This window comes from Streptomyces sp. NPDC005808, from assembly GCF_042871385.1.
Taxonomy (GTDB): domain Bacteria; phylum Actinomycetota; class Actinomycetes; order Streptomycetales; family Streptomycetaceae; genus Streptomyces.
Window position 1 is genome coordinate 1 of record NZ_JBIAIK010000005.1, and the last position, 17,809, is coordinate 17,809.

At 70.8% G+C, this 17,809-nt stretch carries 19 protein-coding genes; 8 read left to right on the plus strand and 11 right to left on the minus strand.

The window, feature by feature from the left end:
• Window positions 1–134: 134 nt before the first annotated feature.
• The gene (locus ACFYPC_RS12810) at window positions 135–908 is read right to left on the minus strand and encodes a class I SAM-dependent methyltransferase (protein WP_388674344.1); all 774 of its coding nucleotides are present in this window, start codon (window positions 906–908) and stop codon (window positions 135–137) included.
• A 73-nt stretch (window positions 909–981) separates the two neighbouring features.
• Window positions 982–2,646, minus strand: a complete 1,665-nt coding sequence (locus ACFYPC_RS12815; protein WP_388674346.1) for an FAD-dependent monooxygenase — start codon at window positions 2,644–2,646, stop codon at window positions 982–984.
• A 99-nt stretch (window positions 2,647–2,745) separates the two neighbouring features.
• Between ACFYPC_RS12815 and ACFYPC_RS12820 the strand changes: the two genes are divergently transcribed.
• The gene (locus ACFYPC_RS12820; protein WP_388674348.1) at window positions 2,746–3,333 is read left to right on the plus strand and encodes a TetR family transcriptional regulator; all 588 of its coding nucleotides are present in this window, start codon (window positions 2,746–2,748) and stop codon (window positions 3,331–3,333) included.
• Between the two features lie 172 nt (window positions 3,334–3,505).
• Here ACFYPC_RS12820 and ACFYPC_RS12825 read toward each other — a convergent pair whose 3' ends face one another.
• The 3 genes from ACFYPC_RS12825 to ACFYPC_RS12835 all read right to left on the minus strand — a co-directional run bounded on the left by ACFYPC_RS12825 (window position 3,506) and on the right by ACFYPC_RS12835 (window position 6,228).
• Complete coding sequence (locus ACFYPC_RS12825) at window positions 3,506–3,757, minus strand: hypothetical protein (protein WP_388674350.1); 252 nt, start codon at window positions 3,755–3,757, stop codon at window positions 3,506–3,508.
• A 104-nt stretch (window positions 3,758–3,861) separates the two neighbouring features.
• Window positions 3,862–5,967 carry a 4-alpha-glucanotransferase gene (gene malQ / locus ACFYPC_RS12830; RefSeq protein ID WP_388674352.1) on the minus strand — a complete coding sequence of 702 codons (2,106 nt, stop codon included), beginning with the start codon at window positions 5,965–5,967 and terminating at the stop codon, window positions 3,862–3,864.
• On the minus strand, window positions 5,968–6,228 hold the full coding sequence (locus ACFYPC_RS12835; RefSeq protein ID WP_388674354.1) for a hypothetical protein: 261 nt from the start codon (window positions 6,226–6,228) through the stop codon (window positions 5,968–5,970).
• Between the two features lie 245 nt (window positions 6,229–6,473).
• Between ACFYPC_RS12835 and ACFYPC_RS12840 the strand changes: the two genes are divergently transcribed.
• From ACFYPC_RS12840 to ACFYPC_RS12850, 3 genes are read left to right on the plus strand one after another with little or no spacing between them, the layout of a single operon-like run.
• Window positions 6,474–7,007: a PadR family transcriptional regulator gene (locus tag ACFYPC_RS12840; protein ID WP_388674356.1), complete on the plus strand. Its 534-nt coding sequence runs from the start codon at window positions 6,474–6,476 to the stop codon at window positions 7,005–7,007.
• The gene (locus ACFYPC_RS12845) at window positions 7,004–7,792 is read left to right on the plus strand and encodes an ABC transporter ATP-binding protein (protein ID WP_388674358.1); all 789 of its coding nucleotides are present in this window, start codon (window positions 7,004–7,006) and stop codon (window positions 7,790–7,792) included. Before ACFYPC_RS12840 ends, ACFYPC_RS12845 begins: the two co-directional genes overlap by 4 nt.
• Window positions 7,789–9,132: an ABC transporter permease gene (locus tag ACFYPC_RS12850; protein WP_388674360.1), complete on the plus strand. Its 1,344-nt coding sequence runs from the start codon at window positions 7,789–7,791 to the stop codon at window positions 9,130–9,132. Before ACFYPC_RS12845 ends, ACFYPC_RS12850 begins: the two co-directional genes overlap by 4 nt.
• A 210-nt stretch (window positions 9,133–9,342) precedes the next feature.
• Here the strand turns inward: ACFYPC_RS12850 and ACFYPC_RS12855 are convergent, their stop codons facing one another.
• A complete protein-coding gene (locus tag ACFYPC_RS12855; protein ID WP_266699227.1) occupies window positions 9,343–9,879 on the minus strand; it encodes an HNH endonuclease in 537 nt (178 codons plus the stop codon).
• Between the two features lie 272 nt (window positions 9,880–10,151).
• Between ACFYPC_RS12855 and ACFYPC_RS12860 the strand changes: the two genes are divergently transcribed.
• Both ACFYPC_RS12860 and ACFYPC_RS12865 read left to right on the plus strand, forming a co-directional pair.
• A complete protein-coding gene (locus ACFYPC_RS12860) occupies window positions 10,152–11,246 on the plus strand; it encodes a mechanosensitive ion channel family protein (RefSeq protein ID WP_388674363.1) in 1,095 nt (364 codons plus the stop codon).
• A gap of 148 nt (window positions 11,247–11,394) precedes the next feature.
• A complete protein-coding gene (locus tag ACFYPC_RS12865; protein WP_388674365.1) occupies window positions 11,395–12,015 on the plus strand; it encodes a Uma2 family endonuclease in 621 nt (206 codons plus the stop codon).
• 64 nt (window positions 12,016–12,079) lie between these two features.
• On the opposite strand, the gene ACFYPC_RS12870 is transcribed toward ACFYPC_RS12865, so the two are convergent.
• The 5 genes from ACFYPC_RS12870 to ACFYPC_RS12890 all read right to left on the minus strand — a co-directional run bounded on the left by ACFYPC_RS12870 (window position 12,080) and on the right by ACFYPC_RS12890 (window position 14,868).
• Window positions 12,080–12,262: a hypothetical protein gene (locus ACFYPC_RS12870; protein WP_388674367.1), complete on the minus strand. Its 183-nt coding sequence runs from the start codon at window positions 12,260–12,262 to the stop codon at window positions 12,080–12,082.
• Window positions 12,255–12,665, minus strand: coding sequence for a hypothetical protein (locus ACFYPC_RS12875; protein WP_388674369.1), 411 nt, complete (start codon window positions 12,663–12,665; stop codon window positions 12,255–12,257). The genes ACFYPC_RS12870 and ACFYPC_RS12875 overlap by 8 nt, the downstream gene beginning before the upstream one ends.
• Window positions 12,666–12,925: 260 nt before the next feature.
• A complete protein-coding gene (locus ACFYPC_RS12880) occupies window positions 12,926–13,876 on the minus strand; it encodes a hypothetical protein (protein WP_388674371.1) in 951 nt (316 codons plus the stop codon).
• Window positions 13,877–14,028: 152 nt separating this feature from the next.
• The gene (locus ACFYPC_RS12885) at window positions 14,029–14,532 is read right to left on the minus strand and encodes a hypothetical protein (protein WP_388674373.1); all 504 of its coding nucleotides are present in this window, start codon (window positions 14,530–14,532) and stop codon (window positions 14,029–14,031) included.
• A 6-nt stretch (window positions 14,533–14,538) separates the two neighbouring features.
• Window positions 14,539–14,868, minus strand: a complete 330-nt coding sequence (locus tag ACFYPC_RS12890) for a hypothetical protein (protein ID WP_388674375.1) — start codon at window positions 14,866–14,868, stop codon at window positions 14,539–14,541.
• Between the two features lie 325 nt (window positions 14,869–15,193).
• Here ACFYPC_RS12890 and ACFYPC_RS12895 point away from each other — a divergent pair, with 325 nt between their 5' ends.
• Both ACFYPC_RS12895 and ACFYPC_RS12900 read left to right on the plus strand, forming a co-directional pair.
• Window positions 15,194–16,405, plus strand: a complete 1,212-nt coding sequence (locus tag ACFYPC_RS12895) for an ROK family transcriptional regulator (protein ID WP_388674377.1) — start codon at window positions 15,194–15,196, stop codon at window positions 16,403–16,405.
• Window positions 16,406–16,468: 63 nt separating this feature from the next.
• The gene (locus ACFYPC_RS12900; protein ID WP_388674379.1) at window positions 16,469–17,806 is read left to right on the plus strand and encodes an ABC transporter substrate-binding protein; all 1,338 of its coding nucleotides are present in this window, start codon (window positions 16,469–16,471) and stop codon (window positions 17,804–17,806) included.
• Window positions 17,807–17,809: the final 3 nt, after the last annotated feature.

Sequence of the window (17,809 nt, forward strand, 5' to 3'; positions counted from 1 at the left end):
GGGGGGGGCGGCCGCCCCCCCCCGCCCCCCCCGGCGGGGGGGCGGGGGGGGGGGGGGGGGGGGGGGGGGCCCGCCGCCCCCCCCCCCCCCCCCCCCCCCGCCGGCCATGACCCGTTCTCGCCGGTCATGGCCGCTTACCGCTTGCGCGCCGAGAGGACCGGCTGGAAGAAGCCGCTGACCTCCGGTGCCGCCCACTCGGCCTCGATGAAGCCGGCGTCGGCGACGAAGCCGGTCAGCCTGCGCCGGGTGAGGGCCCAGTAGGTGGTGCGCCGCACTGTGACGCGCCAGTCGTCTGCGTCGGGAAGGAGCTGGAAGAACTCCAGGTCGTAGTGTTCACCGTCGTCGTGCCAGTCCCAGAGCTGGAAAGTGACGGCTCGGCCGCCCGGTGTCCGCGCGAGCTGCGGAGGGGCCGAGAGGGGCCGGGACGCGAGGATCTCATCGTAGGGGCGGGTGCTGATGACCAGCAGTCCCCCGCTGCGGAGGACGCGGCGCATCTCGGCGAGTGCCGCAAGAACGTCCTCCTCGGTGAGCAGGTGGGGAAGGGCGTTGTCGGCGCACAGGACGACGTCGAACGCGGCGTCGGCGAAGGGCAGTTGCCGCATGTCGGCCACGGCCGCGGGCAGTCGCACCTCGCGGAGAGCCGCCTCCCGCGCCGCGCGGCCGACCGCCACCGGACTGATGTCGGAACCCGTGACCCGGTGACCGCACCGGCCGAGACCGATCGCCTGGGTACCGATCCCGCAGGAGCAGTCGAGCACCGAGGCGGGACCCGCGCCGAGCCTTGTCCGGATCATCGCGTCCAGAGCCTCACCCTGCCGGGCCATGCTCGCGTCCCAGTCGGCGAAGATGAGGTGGTAGTCGGCCGCGAGCTGATCGTAGAAACCTGCCACCGAAGCGTCGTCGCCCATACCGCTGAGGCTAGTCGGCGGGGCCTGTTCCGGATGACGAACATACAGGCCAACTGACCGCCTACCGGGGCAGTTACTGAGGGACTCGGCCGGCCAGCGCCTGCCCGCCCAGCGCCCCGCTCAGCGCCCCGCCCAGCACCACGGCGAGCGCCGCCTCGACGGTCTCCGCGTCCGGCGATTCCGCGGCCCAGGCCACGTACCCATCGGGCCGCACCAGCAGGGTCGTACGCCGCTCACTCGCCCAACTCTCCACGGCGAGGCGGTCCTTGCGAGCCTCGTGCTCCCCGGCCCGGTACGCCCGTGCAGCCACCCCCGGGGTGACGAGGACGAACCTGCCGCCGCGCAGGGCCTCGTAGAGACGGCCGTTCTCCAGAGCGACGTCCGGTACGCGCTTGCCGACGAGGGGGTGGGAGCCGCGCGCCGCCCCGTACTCGTATCCGATGCCCGTGATCTGGCCGGCGGCCTTGCGGCCGGCGGGGCCGACGTGGTTGAGGAGCGTGGTGGCGACGGCACGGAGCGCCAGCGTCCAGGGGTCCTTGGCCATCGCGAGCCGTACGATGCCGCCACTGCTGCGCAGCACCGACCTGCCCACGGGGTGGCGCTCGGCCTGGTAGGTGTCCAACAGGCCGGTGTCCGCATGGCCGTTGACGACCGACGCGAGTTTCCAGCTCAGGTTCGCCGCGTCCTGAAGGCCGGTGTTCATCCCCTGACCGCCGGCCGGGGTGTGGACGTGGGCGGCGTCCCCGGCGAGGAACACCCGGCCCACCCGGTAGGCCGGCGCCTGGCGCTCGTCACTGTGGAAACGGGACATCCAGCGGGCGTCGCGCATGCCGTAGTCGCGGCCGAGGGCGAGGCGGGTGATCTCCCTGATCTCGTCGAGCCCGACCGGCTCACTGTCGGGGATTTCGCGGCCGCGCTGCCAGCAGATCACACGGTGGTAGCCGTCGCCGAAGGGCGCGATGAAGGCGAAGGCGTCACCGGCGGCGTCGGCGGTCAGGACCTTCTCCGGCTGCTCATCGAGCAGCACGTCCGCGAGGATGACGGACCGGATGACCGACTTACCGGGGAACGACAGCCCGATCGCGTCACGGACCGCACTGCGCATCCCGTCCGCACCGACCACGTACGCGGCCCGCAGCCCCGCCTGCTTCCCGTCGGCACCCCGGACTTCGAGGTTCACCCCGTCCGCGTCCTGGCTCAGTCCGGTCACCTCGGTCTCGTACACGAACCGCACCCCGGCCTCCTCCGCCCGCCGCCGCAACGCCTTCTCCACCTCGTACTGCGGGATCACGAGGAGGTGGTTGAAACGGGAGGGGAGAGAACCGAGCTGGACGGTGAGCCGCCCGAAGAGCCGGATACGGTCGAGGGTCTGCCCCTTGGCCTCCAGGTCGTCGGCGAGGCCGCGGGCGTCGAGCTGCTCCAGGCTGCGGGCGTGCAGGACGAAGGCGCGCGAGAGATTGCTGATCTTCTGCGGGCGCTTCTCGACGAGCGTGACGGGGACGTGGGCGGTGGCGAGGTCACCGGCCAGCAGGAGCCCGGTGGGACCGGAACCGACGACGATGACGGCGCTGGGCGCGGCTGACTCCCCGGGCGCCCCGGTCGCGGCGGACTCGGCGGTCTCCGCGGAGTCGGCCGATTCGGCGGTCTCCGCGGAGTCGGCCGATTCGGCGGTCTCCGCGGACTCCGCGGAAATGGCGGCCTCGGTGGCGGTGGATGCGGTACGGGTCTTGCCGTTCATGGCGACCTCCTGATGCCAACGCTTGTTTGCCAACGCTTGTTTGCCAACATAAGGCGACCGCACTGGACTGTCAACGCATGTTGGCCTACGGTTGTTGGCATGGCAGTGAAAGAACCCCCCGCGAGCGCCGACTCCCCCCGCCGTTCCGACGCCACCCGCACCGCGATCCTCGCCGCGGCCCGCGAACGCTTCGCGGCCGACGGCTACGAGCGCGCCACGATCCGCGCCATCGCCAAGGACGCGCGGATCGACCCCTCCATGGTGATGCGCTACTACGGCTCGAAAGACGGGCTGTTCGCCGCCGTCCTCGACGTCGATCTGCGACTGCCGGATCCACAGGACATGGACCCGCACGACGTGGGCCGCGTCCTGGTGGGCCACTTCCTCGACCTCTGGGAGCAGAACGAGGTGTTCACCGCGATGCTCCGCGTCGGCGTCACGAACGAGGCCGGCGCCGAGCGGATGCAGAGCGTCTTCAGGGACCAGATCGCGCCCGTCGCCCTGCGCGCCTGCCCCGATCCCGAGCAGGCGCCGGCCCGGGCCGCGCTCTGCGCCTCACAGCTACTCGGGTTGGCGCTCACCCGCTATGTCCTGCGGTTCCCGCCGACCGTGGCGCTGTCCCGCGAGGAGATCGTGGTGTGGCTGGGACCGACGGTGCAGCGGTATCTGACGGCGCCCAACCCCTAGGGGCACCAGCGGCCCCGGGAAACACGTCGAGGGAGCCCGCAGGCCCCAACGGGCGCGGACTCCCTCGACGGAACGGAAAGAGGCGGAAGCGGGCCTAGCTCTGCTTGTAGCCCTGCTTATAGCTCTGCTTATAGCTCTGTTAGTAGCTCTACTTGTAGCCCCGCTAGTAGCTCTACTTGTAGCTCTGCTTCTGGCCCAGGTTCTTGTCGGACTTGTCGAGAACCATCACAAGACCGGCGATGACCGCGAACAGCAGGAGCGGAGCGGCGACGAAGAGCCCCAGCGTGTCGATCACGCTCAGGCCCGTGCCGGGGTCGTCGCCGTCGTCGCGGGTCAGCGCGAGCGCGGGAGACGTCATGAGCAGCATCATCAGCGTCGTACCGGCAGCCAGGGCGCCGGCGCGCAGGGCGTTCTTCTTGTCCACGGTGCCAACGTAGCGAACGCCCGAGTGGCCCGCGCGCCCGGGGGTGCCGTAGGGAGGGCTCAGCGGGTGCCGTAGGGAGGTTCGCGGGGTGCCGTAGGGAGGGCTCAGCGGCTCCCGCCCGCGTGCCCGCCGTCTCCCGCGCGGCCCCGGAGCACATCGATCAGCGCGTGCAGCCGGGGCGAGGCGGCCAACTCCTCCAGCGTCACCGGCCGCCCCTCCGCGTCGGCGATGGGCAGCCGCCAGTTCGGGTACTGGTCCCACGTGCCCGGCAGGTTCTGCGGGCGGCGGTCGCCGACCGTGTCCGGGAGCCAGACACCGATCATGCGGGCCGGGGTGCGCAGCAGGAACCGGTGCACGGCCTGGATCTCGGCCTCCTCCGACACGGTGGAGCACCCACCGCCCGCGCCCCACAGCAGCCCGAGCCGGGCCAGCAGCGCCAGCCACTCCCCCGTCTCGGCGGCCGCGGCGGCCCGCTCATCCTCCAAGGTGCCGGTCAACAGGCCGAGCCGGTCGCGTAGTTCGACGTGCTCGCCGGTGAGCCGGGCGGCGGTGGACGGGAGGTCGTGGGTGGTGGCGGTGGCCAGGCAGTCGGCGCGCCAGCGTTCGGGGGGAAGCGGCAGTCCGTCGCCGTCCCAGTCCCGTTCGAACCACAGCACCGACGTGCCGAGCACGCCGCGCTCGTGCAGCGACTCCCGCACCCCGGGTTCCACGGTGCCGAGGTCCTCGCCGATCACCAGCGTCCCCGCGCGTGAGGCCTCCAGGGTCAGTATCGCGAGCATCGCCTCGGCGTCGTAACGGACGTACGTCCCCTCTGTGGGCGGCTGCCCCTGCGGGACCCACCAGAGCCGGAACAGACCCATGACGTGGTCGATGCGCAGGGCGCCCGCGGAGCGGAGGAGGGCGCGCAGGAGGCGGCGGTAGGGGGCGTAGCCGGACTCGGCCAGGCGGTCCGGTCTCCAGGGCGGCAGGCCCCAGTCCTGGCCGCGCGCGTTGAAGGCGTCCGGGGGTGCGCCGACCGACATGCCCGCCGCGAAGTACTCCTGCTGGGCCCAGGCGTCGGCCCCGTCCGGATGCACCCCGACGGCGAGGTCGTGCACGAGCCCGACGGCCATGCCCGCGTCGCGCGCGGAGCGCTGGGCGGTGGCGAGTTGGGCGTCGGTGAGCCAGGCGAGGCGGCTGTGGAAGTCGACGCGGTCCATCAACTCCCCCCGGGCGCGGGTGGTTTCGGGTGAGCGCGGGTCGCGCAGGCCCACGGGCCACTCCTGCCACCGGGAGCCGTACACCTCGGCGAGCGCGCACCAGGTGGCGTGGTCCTCCAGCGCCTCGCCCTCCTCGGCGAGGAAGTCGACGTACTCGGCCCGCCGTCCGGGACCGAGCGGCACCTCGCGCACCAGTTCCAGCGCCTCGCGCTTGAGCTCCCACACCGCGTCACGGTCGATCAACGCGCCCTTGTGGAGCACAGATTCGCGAAGCCGGTCGGCGCGGTCGAGCAGGGTCCGGATCTGGTCGCGGTCCTCGACGTGGGCGAACTCCGGGATGTTTTCGATCCGCAGATGCACCGGGTCCGGAAAGCGCCGGGAGGAGGGCCGGTACGGGGAGGGGTCGGTGGGGGAGCCGGGTACCGCCGCGTGCAACGGGTTGACCTGCACGAATCCGGCGCCGAGTGTCCGGCCCGCCCAGGCGGTGAGCTCGGCGAGGTCACCCAGGTCACCCATGCCCCAGGAGCGGCGGGAGGGGAGGGAGTAGAGCTGGACGAGGAGTCCGTACGTGCGTCCGGGCGGCGCGGGCAGCCGGGCGGGGGCCACCACGAGGTGGGTGTCGGCGGTGCGGCCGTCGGGGGCGGTGGCATGCAACGCGTGGACGCCGAGCGGGAGTTGCTCGGCCGATGCACGGGTCTCGCCCTGTTCGGTTTCGATGCGGACGCGCGTGCCGTCCGGCAGCCCGGCCAGTTCCTCGGGTACCTGGCCGCCCCAGCACACCACGGTCGGCGGCAGCAGCCGGTCACGCACCTCGGCCTCCCGGGACGCGAGGGCGGCGGCGATGGCCTCAGGCGTGCTCGCGTCGACACCGAGGGCCGCGAGAACCGCGACGACGGCGGTGTCCGCGGCCGCGACCGTACGGTCGGGGGACGGGCTGTAGGAGGTGGCGACGCCGTGCAGTCCGGCGAGCCGGGTCAGCGGCGTCGGGGGCGGGTCCGCGGGCCGTGCCATCTAGATCCCCGACGCGGCGCCGGTGGAGGTGGGCTCGCTCGTCAGGTGCGCCGCGTCGGCCAGCGGCGGCTCACTGGTCAGCGGCTCGGCGTCGGGGAGCGGGGGTTCGCTGGTCAGCGGGGTCTCCGCGCAGGCGCCCTCCGCGCCGAAGACGCACAGCTGCGGGTCGTCCTCACGCAGGTACGGGCCCCGAAGGTCCGCTGACGGCTCCGCCCCGCGTCGGGAGAGGGCCGAGAGCAGAAGGTGTGCCGAAGCGGCCACGAAGGTCTCCTTGTCGTCGTACGGCTGGAAGCGGGTTCACCGCAGCCCTACCCAGCGGGCGCGACGACAGACGTACACGTACGAACAACGTGGTACTGGTCACGTTCCGTTCCCGGCAACCCTTCCAGATTGGTGCAAATACGGGGTTTCGGCCACTCACCTGGGCGCAGTCCACAGGTATCTCCGGCCAATCCCCGGCCCTCAGCTATTCACTCACTACATATACCGAGTACATAATGATCGCCATGAGCACCCGCCACATCCTGCTGGGGCTGCTCGCCGGAGGTCCCAGCCACGGGTACGACCTCAAGCGACGCCATGACGAACGCTTCCCGCAGGCCCGCCCGTTGGCCTACGGGCAGGTCTACACGACCTTGCAGCGCCTGGTCCGCGACGGTCTCGCCGAGGTCGACGGCACCGGCTCGGACGGCGGGCCGGAGCGGACGCTGTACCGCTCCACCGATGACGGCTCCCGTGAACTGGCCCAGTGGGCAGGGGAGATCACACCGCCGGCGCCCTTCGTGACGAACGAGATCTTCGCGAAGGTCGTCGTCGCGATCCTCACCTCGGCGGACCCGGCCGGCTATCTGAGGGCGCAGCGCGCCGCGCACATGGCGCGGATGCGTGAGCTCACGGCGGTGAAGACCGCACCGGGCGCCGATCTCGCGACCGTCCTCTCGGCCGACTACGCCCTCAACCACCTTGACGCCGACCTCCGTTGGATGACCACGACGGCGGCCCGGCTCACCACTCTGACCGCGGAGGTCGACGCAGCATGAACAACCCACTCCTGGCGGCCAGGAGCCTGTTCAAGGCGCACGGTTCCACCCCGGCGCTGCGCGGCGCCTCGGTGGACCTGCGCGCGGGCGAGATCCTGGCCGTCACCGGGGCCAGCGGCAGTGGCAAGTCCACGTTGCTGCACTGCCTGGCCGGCATCGTGCGCCCGGACACGGGCACGGTGGACTACGACGGTGAGCGTCTCGACCGCTTTCCCGAGAAACGGCTCAGCGAGCTGCGGCGTACCGACTTCGGGGTGGTGTTCCAGTTCGGCCAGCTGATCCCCGAGCTGACCGCCCTCGACAACGTGGCGCTGCCGCTGCTGCTCGCGGGCGTCTCGCGTACGGCGGCCCAGGAGCGGGCGGGCGAGTGGCTGGAGCGGTTCGGCGTACGCGGGCAGGAAGCGCTGCGGCCCGGCGAGATGAGCGGCGGGCAGGCCCAGCGGGTGTCCCTCGCGCGGGCCCTGGTGACCGGCCCGAAGGCCGTCTTCGCGGACGAGCCGACCGGCGCGCTGGACTCCCTCGCCGGGGAGCAGGTGATGACCGCGCTGGTCCACACGGCCCGCGAGTCCGGTACGGCGGTCCTGCTGATCACGCACGACGCGCAGGTGGCGGCGTACGCGGACCGGGAGGTCGCGCTGCGGGACGGGGTGATCGTCGGTTCCGAGGCCGAGCCCGCGGGAGGCTCGGAAGCCGAGTCCACAGCAGGCTCGGCAGCCGAGCCCGCGGCAGGCTCCGAAGCGGTCGGCTCCGAGGCCGCCGACGCGTCCGTGGAGGTGACCCCGTGAGAGCGGATCTCCGGCTCGCGCTGCTGCTGACCCGTGGTTCCGACCGGCGGGAGTGGTGGCGCGTCATGCTCACGGCCGTCGGGGCGGGGCTCGCCACCGGGTTCATGCTGGCGGCGGTCGCGGTCGCCTCGCTGCGGGGGCAGTACCACGTGTCCATAGGCAACGGTCTGCTCAATCAGCCCGGCGAGCGCTCCGGCATCGTCCTCGCCCTGCTCCTCCTGCTCGTCCCGGTACTCGGCTTCCTCGGCCAGTGCGCCCGGATCGGTGCCGTGCACCGCGACCGACGGCTGGCAGGGCTGCGCCTGGCGGGGGCCGCCCCCGCCCAGGTCCGGCGGATCGCCGCGCTGGAGACGGGGCTCGCGTGCCTCGCGGGGTCGGCCGTCACCACCGTGTTCTCCGTGCTGTTCGTGCTGGGCGAGTGGCGGAATCCGCCCGCCTCCGCCTGGGCGGCGTTCGCGGGTGTCGCGGTGGCCGTGCCGGTGCTGGGCGCCCTGGTGAGCACACTCGCGCTGCGCCGCGTGGTCGCCTCACCGCTGGGCTGGGTGCGGCGGGTGCGAGCGAGCAGGGGCCGGGGACCGGGCGCCGCGTTCCTCGGGGCGGCACTGGTGATCCTGACCGTGGGGCTCTTCACCGCCCCGGTCACCTTCGGCGGGTTCGAGACGGCGCCGGCGCTCGTCTTCGGCGTGGTGATTCTCACCGGCGCGGGTGCCGTCTGGCTGGCCGGCGCCGCCGCCCGCGTCACCGGCCGCCGGCTCGCCGCCCGCACCGGAGACCCGGCGACCCTCATCGCCGCCGGACGGCTGCGCGACGACCCGTGGGCCGCCGCCCGCACCCACGCGGCGGTCCTGCTGGTGACCGTCGTGGGGACCGGATTCGTCGGCATCCGGCAGGTGCTGCTGGACATACTCCACTCGCGCGGCCCCGAGATGATGGCCTGGGACATGTCCTTCTACACGACCGGCGTCAATCTGACAGGAGCGGCGATCCTGGTCGCCCTGGCGATCACCTTCTCGGGCCTCGCGGTCGGCACCGCCGAGTCACTGGCCACCCGCCGCCGCGGGCTGGCGGCACAGGCCGCCGCCGGGGTGCCGCACTCCGTACTCGGCCGGGCGCTGCTCCTGGAGACGGCCCTGCCGCTGGCCCCCGCGATCGCGCTGGCCGGCGCCGGGGGCATGGCGATCAGCACCTGGTACGCATGGCTCGCCGCCGGAGGCGCAGCGGTGCCGCTGCTGCCCCTGCTGGTCCCCGTGGCCGTGTACGCCGCCTGCCTGCTCGCAGCCGCCACCTCACTGCCGCTGCTGCGCCGCTCCGTCCACCCGACCGAACTGCGCTATACGTGACATTTCACACAGCTCCGGCGCACGGATATGTGTGGAAACGGCTGCCGGCTCCCCGGGAGGTACAGGGGTCCTCCTGGGGAGCCGGAACGGGGCGACAGGGTGCCGTACGTGCGTAGCGGGCTCCCCGCGACCCGCCGAGGGCTCGCCCTCGCCACCATCGCGCCCCAGTGGCGCCGTACGACGGTGAACGGCAACACGAAGGCCCGGATCTCAGGCGGAAATGCCGTCAATCCGGGCCATCGCGTCCTCCGCGCCGTACGGCTGCAGGTAAGGCAGCCAACGCGGGTCCCTGTGTCCGGTTCCGATGATGCGCCAGGCGAGCCCCGTCGGCGGGGCGGGTTTATGGCGCAGGCGCCAGCCGATCTCGACCAGGTGACGGTCGGCCTTGGTGTGGTTGCAGCGGCGGCAGGACGCCACCACGTTGTCCCAGGCGTGCTGACCTCCGCGGGAGCGCGGGATGACGTGGTCGACGCTGGTTGCGACGCCACCGCAGTACATGCACCGGCCGCCGTCGCGGGCGAAGAGCGCGCGACGGGTAAGTGGAACGGGCCCCCGATAAGGGACCCGTACGAACCTCTTCAGCCGGACCACGCTGGGTGCGGGGACAGTAACGGTCGCGCTATGCATGAAGGCGCCGGATTCCTCGAGGCTGACAGCCTTGTTCTCCAGGACGAGGACGAGCGCGCGGCGAAGCGGTACGACGCCGAGCGGCTCGTACGACGCATTGAGGACCAGGACGTGCGGCACGGATGCCTCCTATTACGCCGGCGGCGCGTGGCTCGCGCCGGGACGATCTGTGGCCAGTGTCCCCGAACGCCTGGTGGAAGCGCCACCATGTGCCGGTAACGGGCTGGGAGTGTTTTCGACCACACCCCCTACTTCCCCAGGTGGGCACGGCCTCTCCCCTCAACATGGCAACGATCGACACACAATGCCCCGTTAGTGTGGTGGTTCTGCCCGATCGGTGCCCCTCATATGTCCCTGCCGCGGGCGGACAGCTACGCCTGGAGGTACCAGCTGTGTCCTTGCACGTCCTACTCGCCGCCGTCACGCCGTCGCCCTCCCCCACCCCGTCGACGACGGGCCCGGCGACCGCCACGCTCCAGGACGCCCAGGAAAGCGCGACCAACGCCGCTAGCTGGGTCGAGCAGAACTGGTCGACGTGGCTCAGCATCGGCCTGCGGGTCCTGCTGATCGTGGTGATCGCGGCGGTGCTGAGAGTGGCGGTACGGCGGGCGATCAGCAAGCTGATAGAGCACATGAACTCCACCGCCCAGGCGGTGGACGGCACGGCGCTCGGCGGTCTCCTCGTGAACAACGAACGCCGCCGCCAGCGTTCCCAGGCCATCGGCTCGGTGCTCCGCTCGGTCGCGTCCTTCGTGATCATGGGCACGGCCTCGCTGATGGTCCTCGGCACGTTCGAGATCAACCTGGCGCCGCTGCTCGCCTCGGCGGGTGTCGCGGGCGTGGCGATCGGTTTCGGCGCCCGCAATCTCGTCACGGACTTCCTCTCCGGCGTCTTCATGATCCTGGAGGACCAGTACGGCGTCGGGGACACGATCGACGCCGGTGTCGCCTCCGGCGAGGTCATCGAGGTCGGCCTGCGCGTGACCAAGCTCCGCGGCGACAACGGCGAGATCTGGTACGTCCGCAACGGCGAGGTCAAGCGCATCGGCAACCTCTCCCAGGGCTGGGCCACGGCCGGCGTCGATGTCACGGTCCCGCCCTCGGAGGACCTGGACCGCGTCCAGTCCGTCCTGAACGAGGTCGGCGAGGCCATGAGCAAGGAAGAGCCCTGGAGCGAGCGCCTGTGGGGTCCGATCGAGGTCCTCGGCCTCGACACCGTCCTCCTCGACTCGATGGTCGTCCGCGTCTCCGCGAAGACGATGCCCGGCAAGGCTCTGAGCGTCGAACGCGAACTGCGCTGGCGTATCAAGCGCGCCTTCGACGCCGCGGACATCCGCATCGTCGGCGGCCTCCCGGTCCAGCCGGAGGGCGAGCCCGCGGCCGACCCGACGGCGGGCATGGCGGCCCCGTCCGCCTACGCCTCCTCGACGTCCCCGCAGTCCCAGGCGGCTTCACCGCTGACGCCGCCGACGAACGTGTCGAAGTAGGCGGTCGGCAGCCGTAACGGTTCAGCACGCTCGTTCGAGTGAACCGGTGCGATATTCCCAGGTCGTGGGACCTCCAGGTGCCTCATGGTTCTGCCGGGGCACCCAGTGCGGGCGTAGCCTGGCACCACTGCGACAAGGAGAACCAGCGATGAGCGCCGAACCGATTACGGAGCCGGTCATGACGCAGGTGGACCCCATCGATCTGTTGATCGCGTTCGAAGAGGCGTCTCCGATGCCGATTCGGCCCGAGTACATCGAGGGGACGGTCATCGTGCCGCCGCAGCCGGATTACCACCACAGCAAGAGCGCCGTCGGGCTCACTGTCCAGTTCTGCACCGCCGGGTTCGAGCTGGCGGGTATGGGCATGGGGTTCCGCGCCGCCCACAAAGACGGCAGCACGAGGGACCTCGTCATTCCTGACTTCTACGTCCTGCACCGCGAACCCACCGAGTTGGACGTGTCGTACCTCAAGGCCCACAAGGGCTGGTACCCCATCGGCATGATCGCCCTGGTCGGCGAGGTCACCTCCACCAACCACGAGACGGACACCGGCCCCAAGCTGCGCACCTACGCCACCACCGGCGTCCCCGTCTACGTCCTGATCAACCACGACACGAAGACAGCCCACTGTTACTCGGACCCGATCCTCCCCGGCGACGACCCCACCAAGGCGTACTACGACACGGAGACGAAGGTCGATCTGGGGCAGCCGCTTCCGCTTCCCTCCCCGTACCCGACCCTCGACACGGCTCCGTTCCTGGAAGGCTGAAGGGGAGCGGGGCATCCGAACCAGCTCACCCGGACCACCATGATCCGCTCGCCGCGTACGTCGGTCAGATGAGCATGCTTTCGGTCCGCACGCCCGGCCTCGGTCCTGCGTAGGCGGCACCTTCCGGAAAGACCATCGACTCACGCACGGCGATCTCGTTGGCCAGCCGCTCGGTCTCGGCGCGCGCCACATCTGAAAGCCCGTCAAGCAGATCGTCCTGAAACGGCTCCCAATGCCAATCAGCCACCCGCGACCTCACGATGCGCGGCGCGCACGATCTCACCGGCCTCGCGAATGGCCAGGTCACAGACGGCCGGATCCGGGTTGCTGATCTCCTGCTCGGCCGCATGCAGCCGCCGTGCGGTCTCCGGGTGCCGCTCGATCTCCACGACGACGCCCCACTCCCGATAGAACATCCGGATCGGTACGACGCTGTCCTCGTCGCCGGCCCGCACAAAGGCCTTCTGGAGGTCCTCGAAGAACTCGGGGAGGCGGGACGGAGCGACCGTGGCCACGGCCTGGCGCAGGGCCGGAAGCGTGAACTCGGGCCGGGGAATGAGCGGACCGCCCCCGTCCGCGTACGGCATGGTCATCGGCCGCCCCTTCTGCTCGTTCAGCGCCCTTCCGGCACGTCCCCGCGCTAGCGCCATTCCCGTCACTCCTCCGCACTCGCGAGCAGATCGGACGACCCAGCAAGATCCCACTCGAGCTGCACCTCGTTTGGTGGAGTCCCCGGACTGTCCCGAGTTGGGTGGAGTCGCGTTGCTTGGTTTCCCCGTCGGTTCAATTCCAGGACCCCGTTGCCCAGCTGCCTGCGCGGCGAGGTGCGACGCCCGAGTCAAGGCTTCGGCGAAGTCATGCGCAACGCCCCGTTCCCGGCCCCGGCGCGCCACTCGCGTTCGGCAATGGCTCAGAGCAGATCCTCGTCGGGCGCGCGGACGCCGCCCTTCTTCTCCCGCAGCGTCGCGCGGACGCGCTCAAGCACCTGCGGGAAGTCCAGCGGGTCGTTCGAGTCGACGGTGACGTCGGCGGCACTCGACACCCTGAGGGTGACCGCGGTGCTGTGACCGCTGGACACGACGATCTGCATCCGCCGCACGGTGTCGAACCGCGCGAAGGCCGCGATCTGCGAGGGCCTCGGCTCGATGGCGATGCCGCCCCGGTACAGCGGCACGGACTCGGTGCGCACGGCCACCACGTCCTGGTAGTGGTACTCGTGCGTCTGCTCCGCCTTCAGCTCTCCGCTGTAGAGGTCCAGCTCGCAGCGGTAGATGGCCAGCAGGTAGTGGGTCGGGCAGATCACCATGAACTCGTACTTCGAGTACCGGATCCGCCCGTCGTCACCCATGGCGCTGCGGCAGGGGAACGCGGGGCCCGAGACCACCAGCTGGTTGTTCCCCGGTCCGCCGGAACCGCCCTGTCCGGCGTTGGCGGCGATGTCGTCGAAGCTCGCCCCGCCGGATCCGGTGACGCCACGGGGCGCCACCAGGTCGGCGGGGGTGAGTCCGAGCTGCGGCAGCGACCGGTTCACGATCGAGAAGCCGTCCGTGGCGATGAGCTGGTCGATGTCCATGTCTGAGGGGCGCGGCATGGCCAGGGCGTACGCGGCATCGTACGCGCGCTTGGCGTTCCAGCCCTTGACCCCGAGGATGAAGCCGACCACGAACGAGACGGCGCCCAGGGCGGCAGCCTCTGTCCCGGAGACGAGCAGCACCAGTCCGAGCACGAGACCGCCGCCGCCGATCGCCAGCTTCAGTTGTGCGGCCTTCAGATCGTCCGGGTTGGGCGGGTCGACGAAGTAGCGGGCGATCCACTGCGCCGGGGGACGCATGGGGGCCATGGGCGGCGGCGGAAAGGTCACGAGGGTTCTCCCTGGAGTTCTGGCGGGGTTTGGAGCGCGGTGTCGGGCACCGCGGCGGACGGGATGCGGACGGGATGTCGAGCGCGGTGGCGATCGGCATGTCGAGCAGGTTTCGAACGGGATGTCGCGCCATCTGTCGAGCGAGCGGGGTGTCAGTCGCGCAGCGAGCGGTCGAGCAGGACCCAGGTCGGGCTGTCCGGCACGGGCACGTGCGCGAGGATCTCCCGGCCTCTCGCCGGGTCGACGAGGGCGACGAGCCGCCGGGTGTCGGCCGTCGGCTGCCTCGGCCGACCGCTGCCACGCGTGAGCATGCCGTCGTTGATGACGAGCGCGAGCACCTTGGCGTGGTGGCAGTCGGGATCGTCGGCGGCCAGCCGGACAAGGCGCTCTGTCAGGGCCTGGGTCTGCCGTGCGCCGTAGTGGTCCGGGTGGCGGCCGCGCAGCGCGGCGAGCACCAGCCGGAAGCGGGCGAGGGCGTCGCCGGGATCCTTCTCGACCACCTGCTTCAGATGGCCGATCGCGCTCTCGTACTCCCGCGCTGAGAGCGCGGCCTCGGCCGCCGCCCGGTGATCCACCGGTGGGGCGGCGTAGTTGTAGATGTTGTCCGCTTGCTGGATGAGGTCGGCCTGCTGGCGACCGATCCGGAAGTCCGCCATGCCGGCTCAGCCGAGCGGCAGCGACGCGGCGATCGCTTCGAGCGAGCCGACTATTCCGGCCGCCGTCGCGACTCCGGCGAGCAGTTCCGCGGCCTTGGTGAGCGCCGCGTGGATACGGCCCGGACGCGCGTCGGGTGACGAGGCCTCCTCCAGCGCCCCCACCAGTTCGGTCGCGGCCAGGGCCGCACGGTCGTCGCCCTGCGTGGACTGCGCCCGCAGCTCCGCGACGAGCCGGGTCAGCGTCTGCGTCAATTCTCCCGGTGGACCGGCGTGGTTGTGGATCACGTCGGCCTGCTGGATGTTGCCGCTCTGCTGATTGATGTTGAAGGTCGCCACAGTAGCCCCCGATGTGTCCAATACGCTCAGCTAGCAGCGTAGGACTCCGAGTGCCCTTGGTCATACGGGAATTGCAAATTTCGTGGGGCGAAGCCGTGCCACCGGGCGGATCAGTACCGCCCCGGTCGTGCCCGACGACTAGGTACGCACCTCACCGCCTCCGCAAGTAACGACTTTGTTGCCACCAGCGGCCGCTATTGACGCCCCCATCTGCCTCGGATTAGCTTCTCGCACCAATAGGAAACCTTCCTAACAATGGACTTCCGGTGGACTTCTCGGCGGCCACGCTGGGAGGCTGAGCGGCGGAAAGGCAGGTGGCGCACTCATGGCAGGATCCGCCGGCACGCCGGGCACCCCGCGCGTCCTGCGTGCCATGAACGACCGTGCCGCCCTGGACCTGCTGCTCGCGCACGGCCCGCTGTCGCGGACCAGGATCGGGAAGCTCACCGGCCTCTCGAAGCCGACCGCCTCCCAGCTCCTGGCGCGCCTGGAGGCGGCCGGACTCGTGCTCGCCACCGGGACCATCGAGGGCCGCCCCGGCCCCAACGCCCAGCTGTACGCGGTCAATCCGGGCGCGGGTTACGCGGCGGGCCTGGACGTCACCCCCAAGCGCATCCTCGCCGCCGTCGCCGACGTGACCGGGCGGACGGTGGGCGAGTACGAGCTCCCCACGCCCGGCCGACGCCCCGCCGGGTCCGTCGTACACCAGGTCACCGACGCCCTCGACGGTGCGGTGAAGGCGGCGGGGCTCGCCAGGGACGACGTCCGCCGGGTCACCATCGGGACGCCCGGCGCCTTCGACCCCAACACCGGGCGGCTGCGGTACGCCTCACACCTGCCCGGCTGGCACTCCGCCGGGATCCTCGACGAGCTGGCGGCCGCTCTGCCGATGCCCGTCGAGTACGAGAACGACGTCAACCTCGTCGCCATCGCCGAGCAGCGGCTCGGTGCGGCGCGGGGACACGAGGACTTCGTGCTCCTGTGGAACGAAGAGGGACTCGGTGCCGCGCTCGTGCTCGGCGGGCGGCTGCACCGCGGCTGGACCGGCGGCGCGGGCGAGGTCGGCTTCCTGCCGGTGCCGGGAGCGCCGCTCGTACGGCAGGTCACCAAGGCCAACAGCGGCGGCTACCAGGAGCTTGCCGGTTCGCAGGCCATCCCCCAGCTCGCCCGCGAACTGGGCATCGGGCCCGTACCCAGTGGTTCGTACGCCGAGGTCGCCGCCGCCCTCGTCCAGCGGGCCGCCTCCCACGAGGACGGCCCCCACCGGCAGCTTCTGGAGACGTACGCGACCGGGCTCGCCACCGGTCTGGCCTCGCTCGTCTCCGTGCTCGACCCCGAACTGGTCGTACTCAGCGGCACCTCGCTCACCGCCGGCGGCGAACCGCTGCGCGCCCTTGTCCAGGCCGAGTTGGAGGATCTGGCCGCGTCCCGGCCGCACCTCGTGCTCGGCGACGTACACGAACACCCCGTGCTGCGCGGCGCGTTGGAAAGCGCACTGGCGGCCACCCGCGACGAGGTGTTCGACACCTCCCGCTGACCCGTAAACCCGCTTCCAGCATCATCACTGCCCAGTCCCGCCCTGCCCTAGGGAGACCCCGCCATGCCCGGAATGTCCCGACAGGTGGCCGTCGCGCTCGCCGCCTCCGCCTCCATAGCCCTCCTCACCTCCGCCTGTACCGGCCAGACCGAATCCGGCGCGAACGACGACGCGTCCAAGGAGACGACGATCAACTTCTGGCACGCCTGGAGCGCGCCGGCCGAGGTCGCGGCGGTGAAGTCCCTGGTCGCGGGCTTCCAGAAGGCGCACCCCAACATCCACGTGAAGATCGTCGGCAACATGACGGACGACAAGATCAACCAGGCGCTGCGCGCGGGCGGCGACAACGCCCCCGACGTCGTCTCCTCGTTCACCACCAACAACGTGGGCAAGTTCTGTTCGTCGGGCGCCTTCGTCGACCTCAACCCCTTCTTCGAGAAGGCGGGCATCGACCCGGAGAAGACCTTCCCGAAGGCGATGAACGAGTACACCCAGTTCGAGGGCAACCGCTGCACGGCGCCGCTGCTCGGTGACGCGTACGGCCTCTACTACAACAAGACCGCCTTCGAGAAGGCGGGCATCACCAGCCCCCCGAAGACCTGGTCCGAATTCGAGGCCGACGCCAAGAAGTTGACCGTCTCCAAGGGCGACAGTTACTCCCAGCTCGGCTTCATGCCGAACTACCACGGCTGGGAGTCGACGACCGAGCACTACTTCGGGCAGTTCTCGCCGACGTACTTCGACTCGGCCGGCAAGTCGAACATCGCCAAGGACCCCGCTTTCGAGGCCGGGTTCACGCTCCAGAAGAAGCTCGTCGACGAACTCGGCGGCTTTCAGAAGCTGGAGACGTACCGCTCCAAGCTCGGTGACGAGTGGGGCCCCAAGCACCCCTTCCAGACCGGTCAGGTCGCCATGCAGCTGGACGGAGAATGGCGGCTCGGCATGGCCGAGGAGGCCAAGCCCGGCTTCGAGATCGGCGTCGCGCCGCTGCCCGTACCCGACGACCAGGCGGACCAGTACGGCAAGGGCTACATCACCGGCACCATCGCCGGTATCGCCGCCACCAGCACGAAGCAGAACGCGGCCTGGGAGCTGGTGAAGTACATGACCACGGACACGGACGCCGTGGTCGGCTTCGCCAACGCCATCCACAACGTGCCCTCGACACTCGCCGCCCTCAAGTCGCCCGACCTGAAGTACGACCCGCGTTTCAAGACCTTCCTGGACATCGCGGCGAACCCGAACTCGACGACAACTCCGGCCTCGATCAACGGTGGTTCGTATCTCGTGACGATCCAGGAGTTCGGATACGACTACGAGAGCGGCAAGGAAACCGATCTGAAGGCGGGCCTGAAGAAGGCCGCCGCGCAGATCGACACGGACATCGCGCAGGCGAAGTAGCAG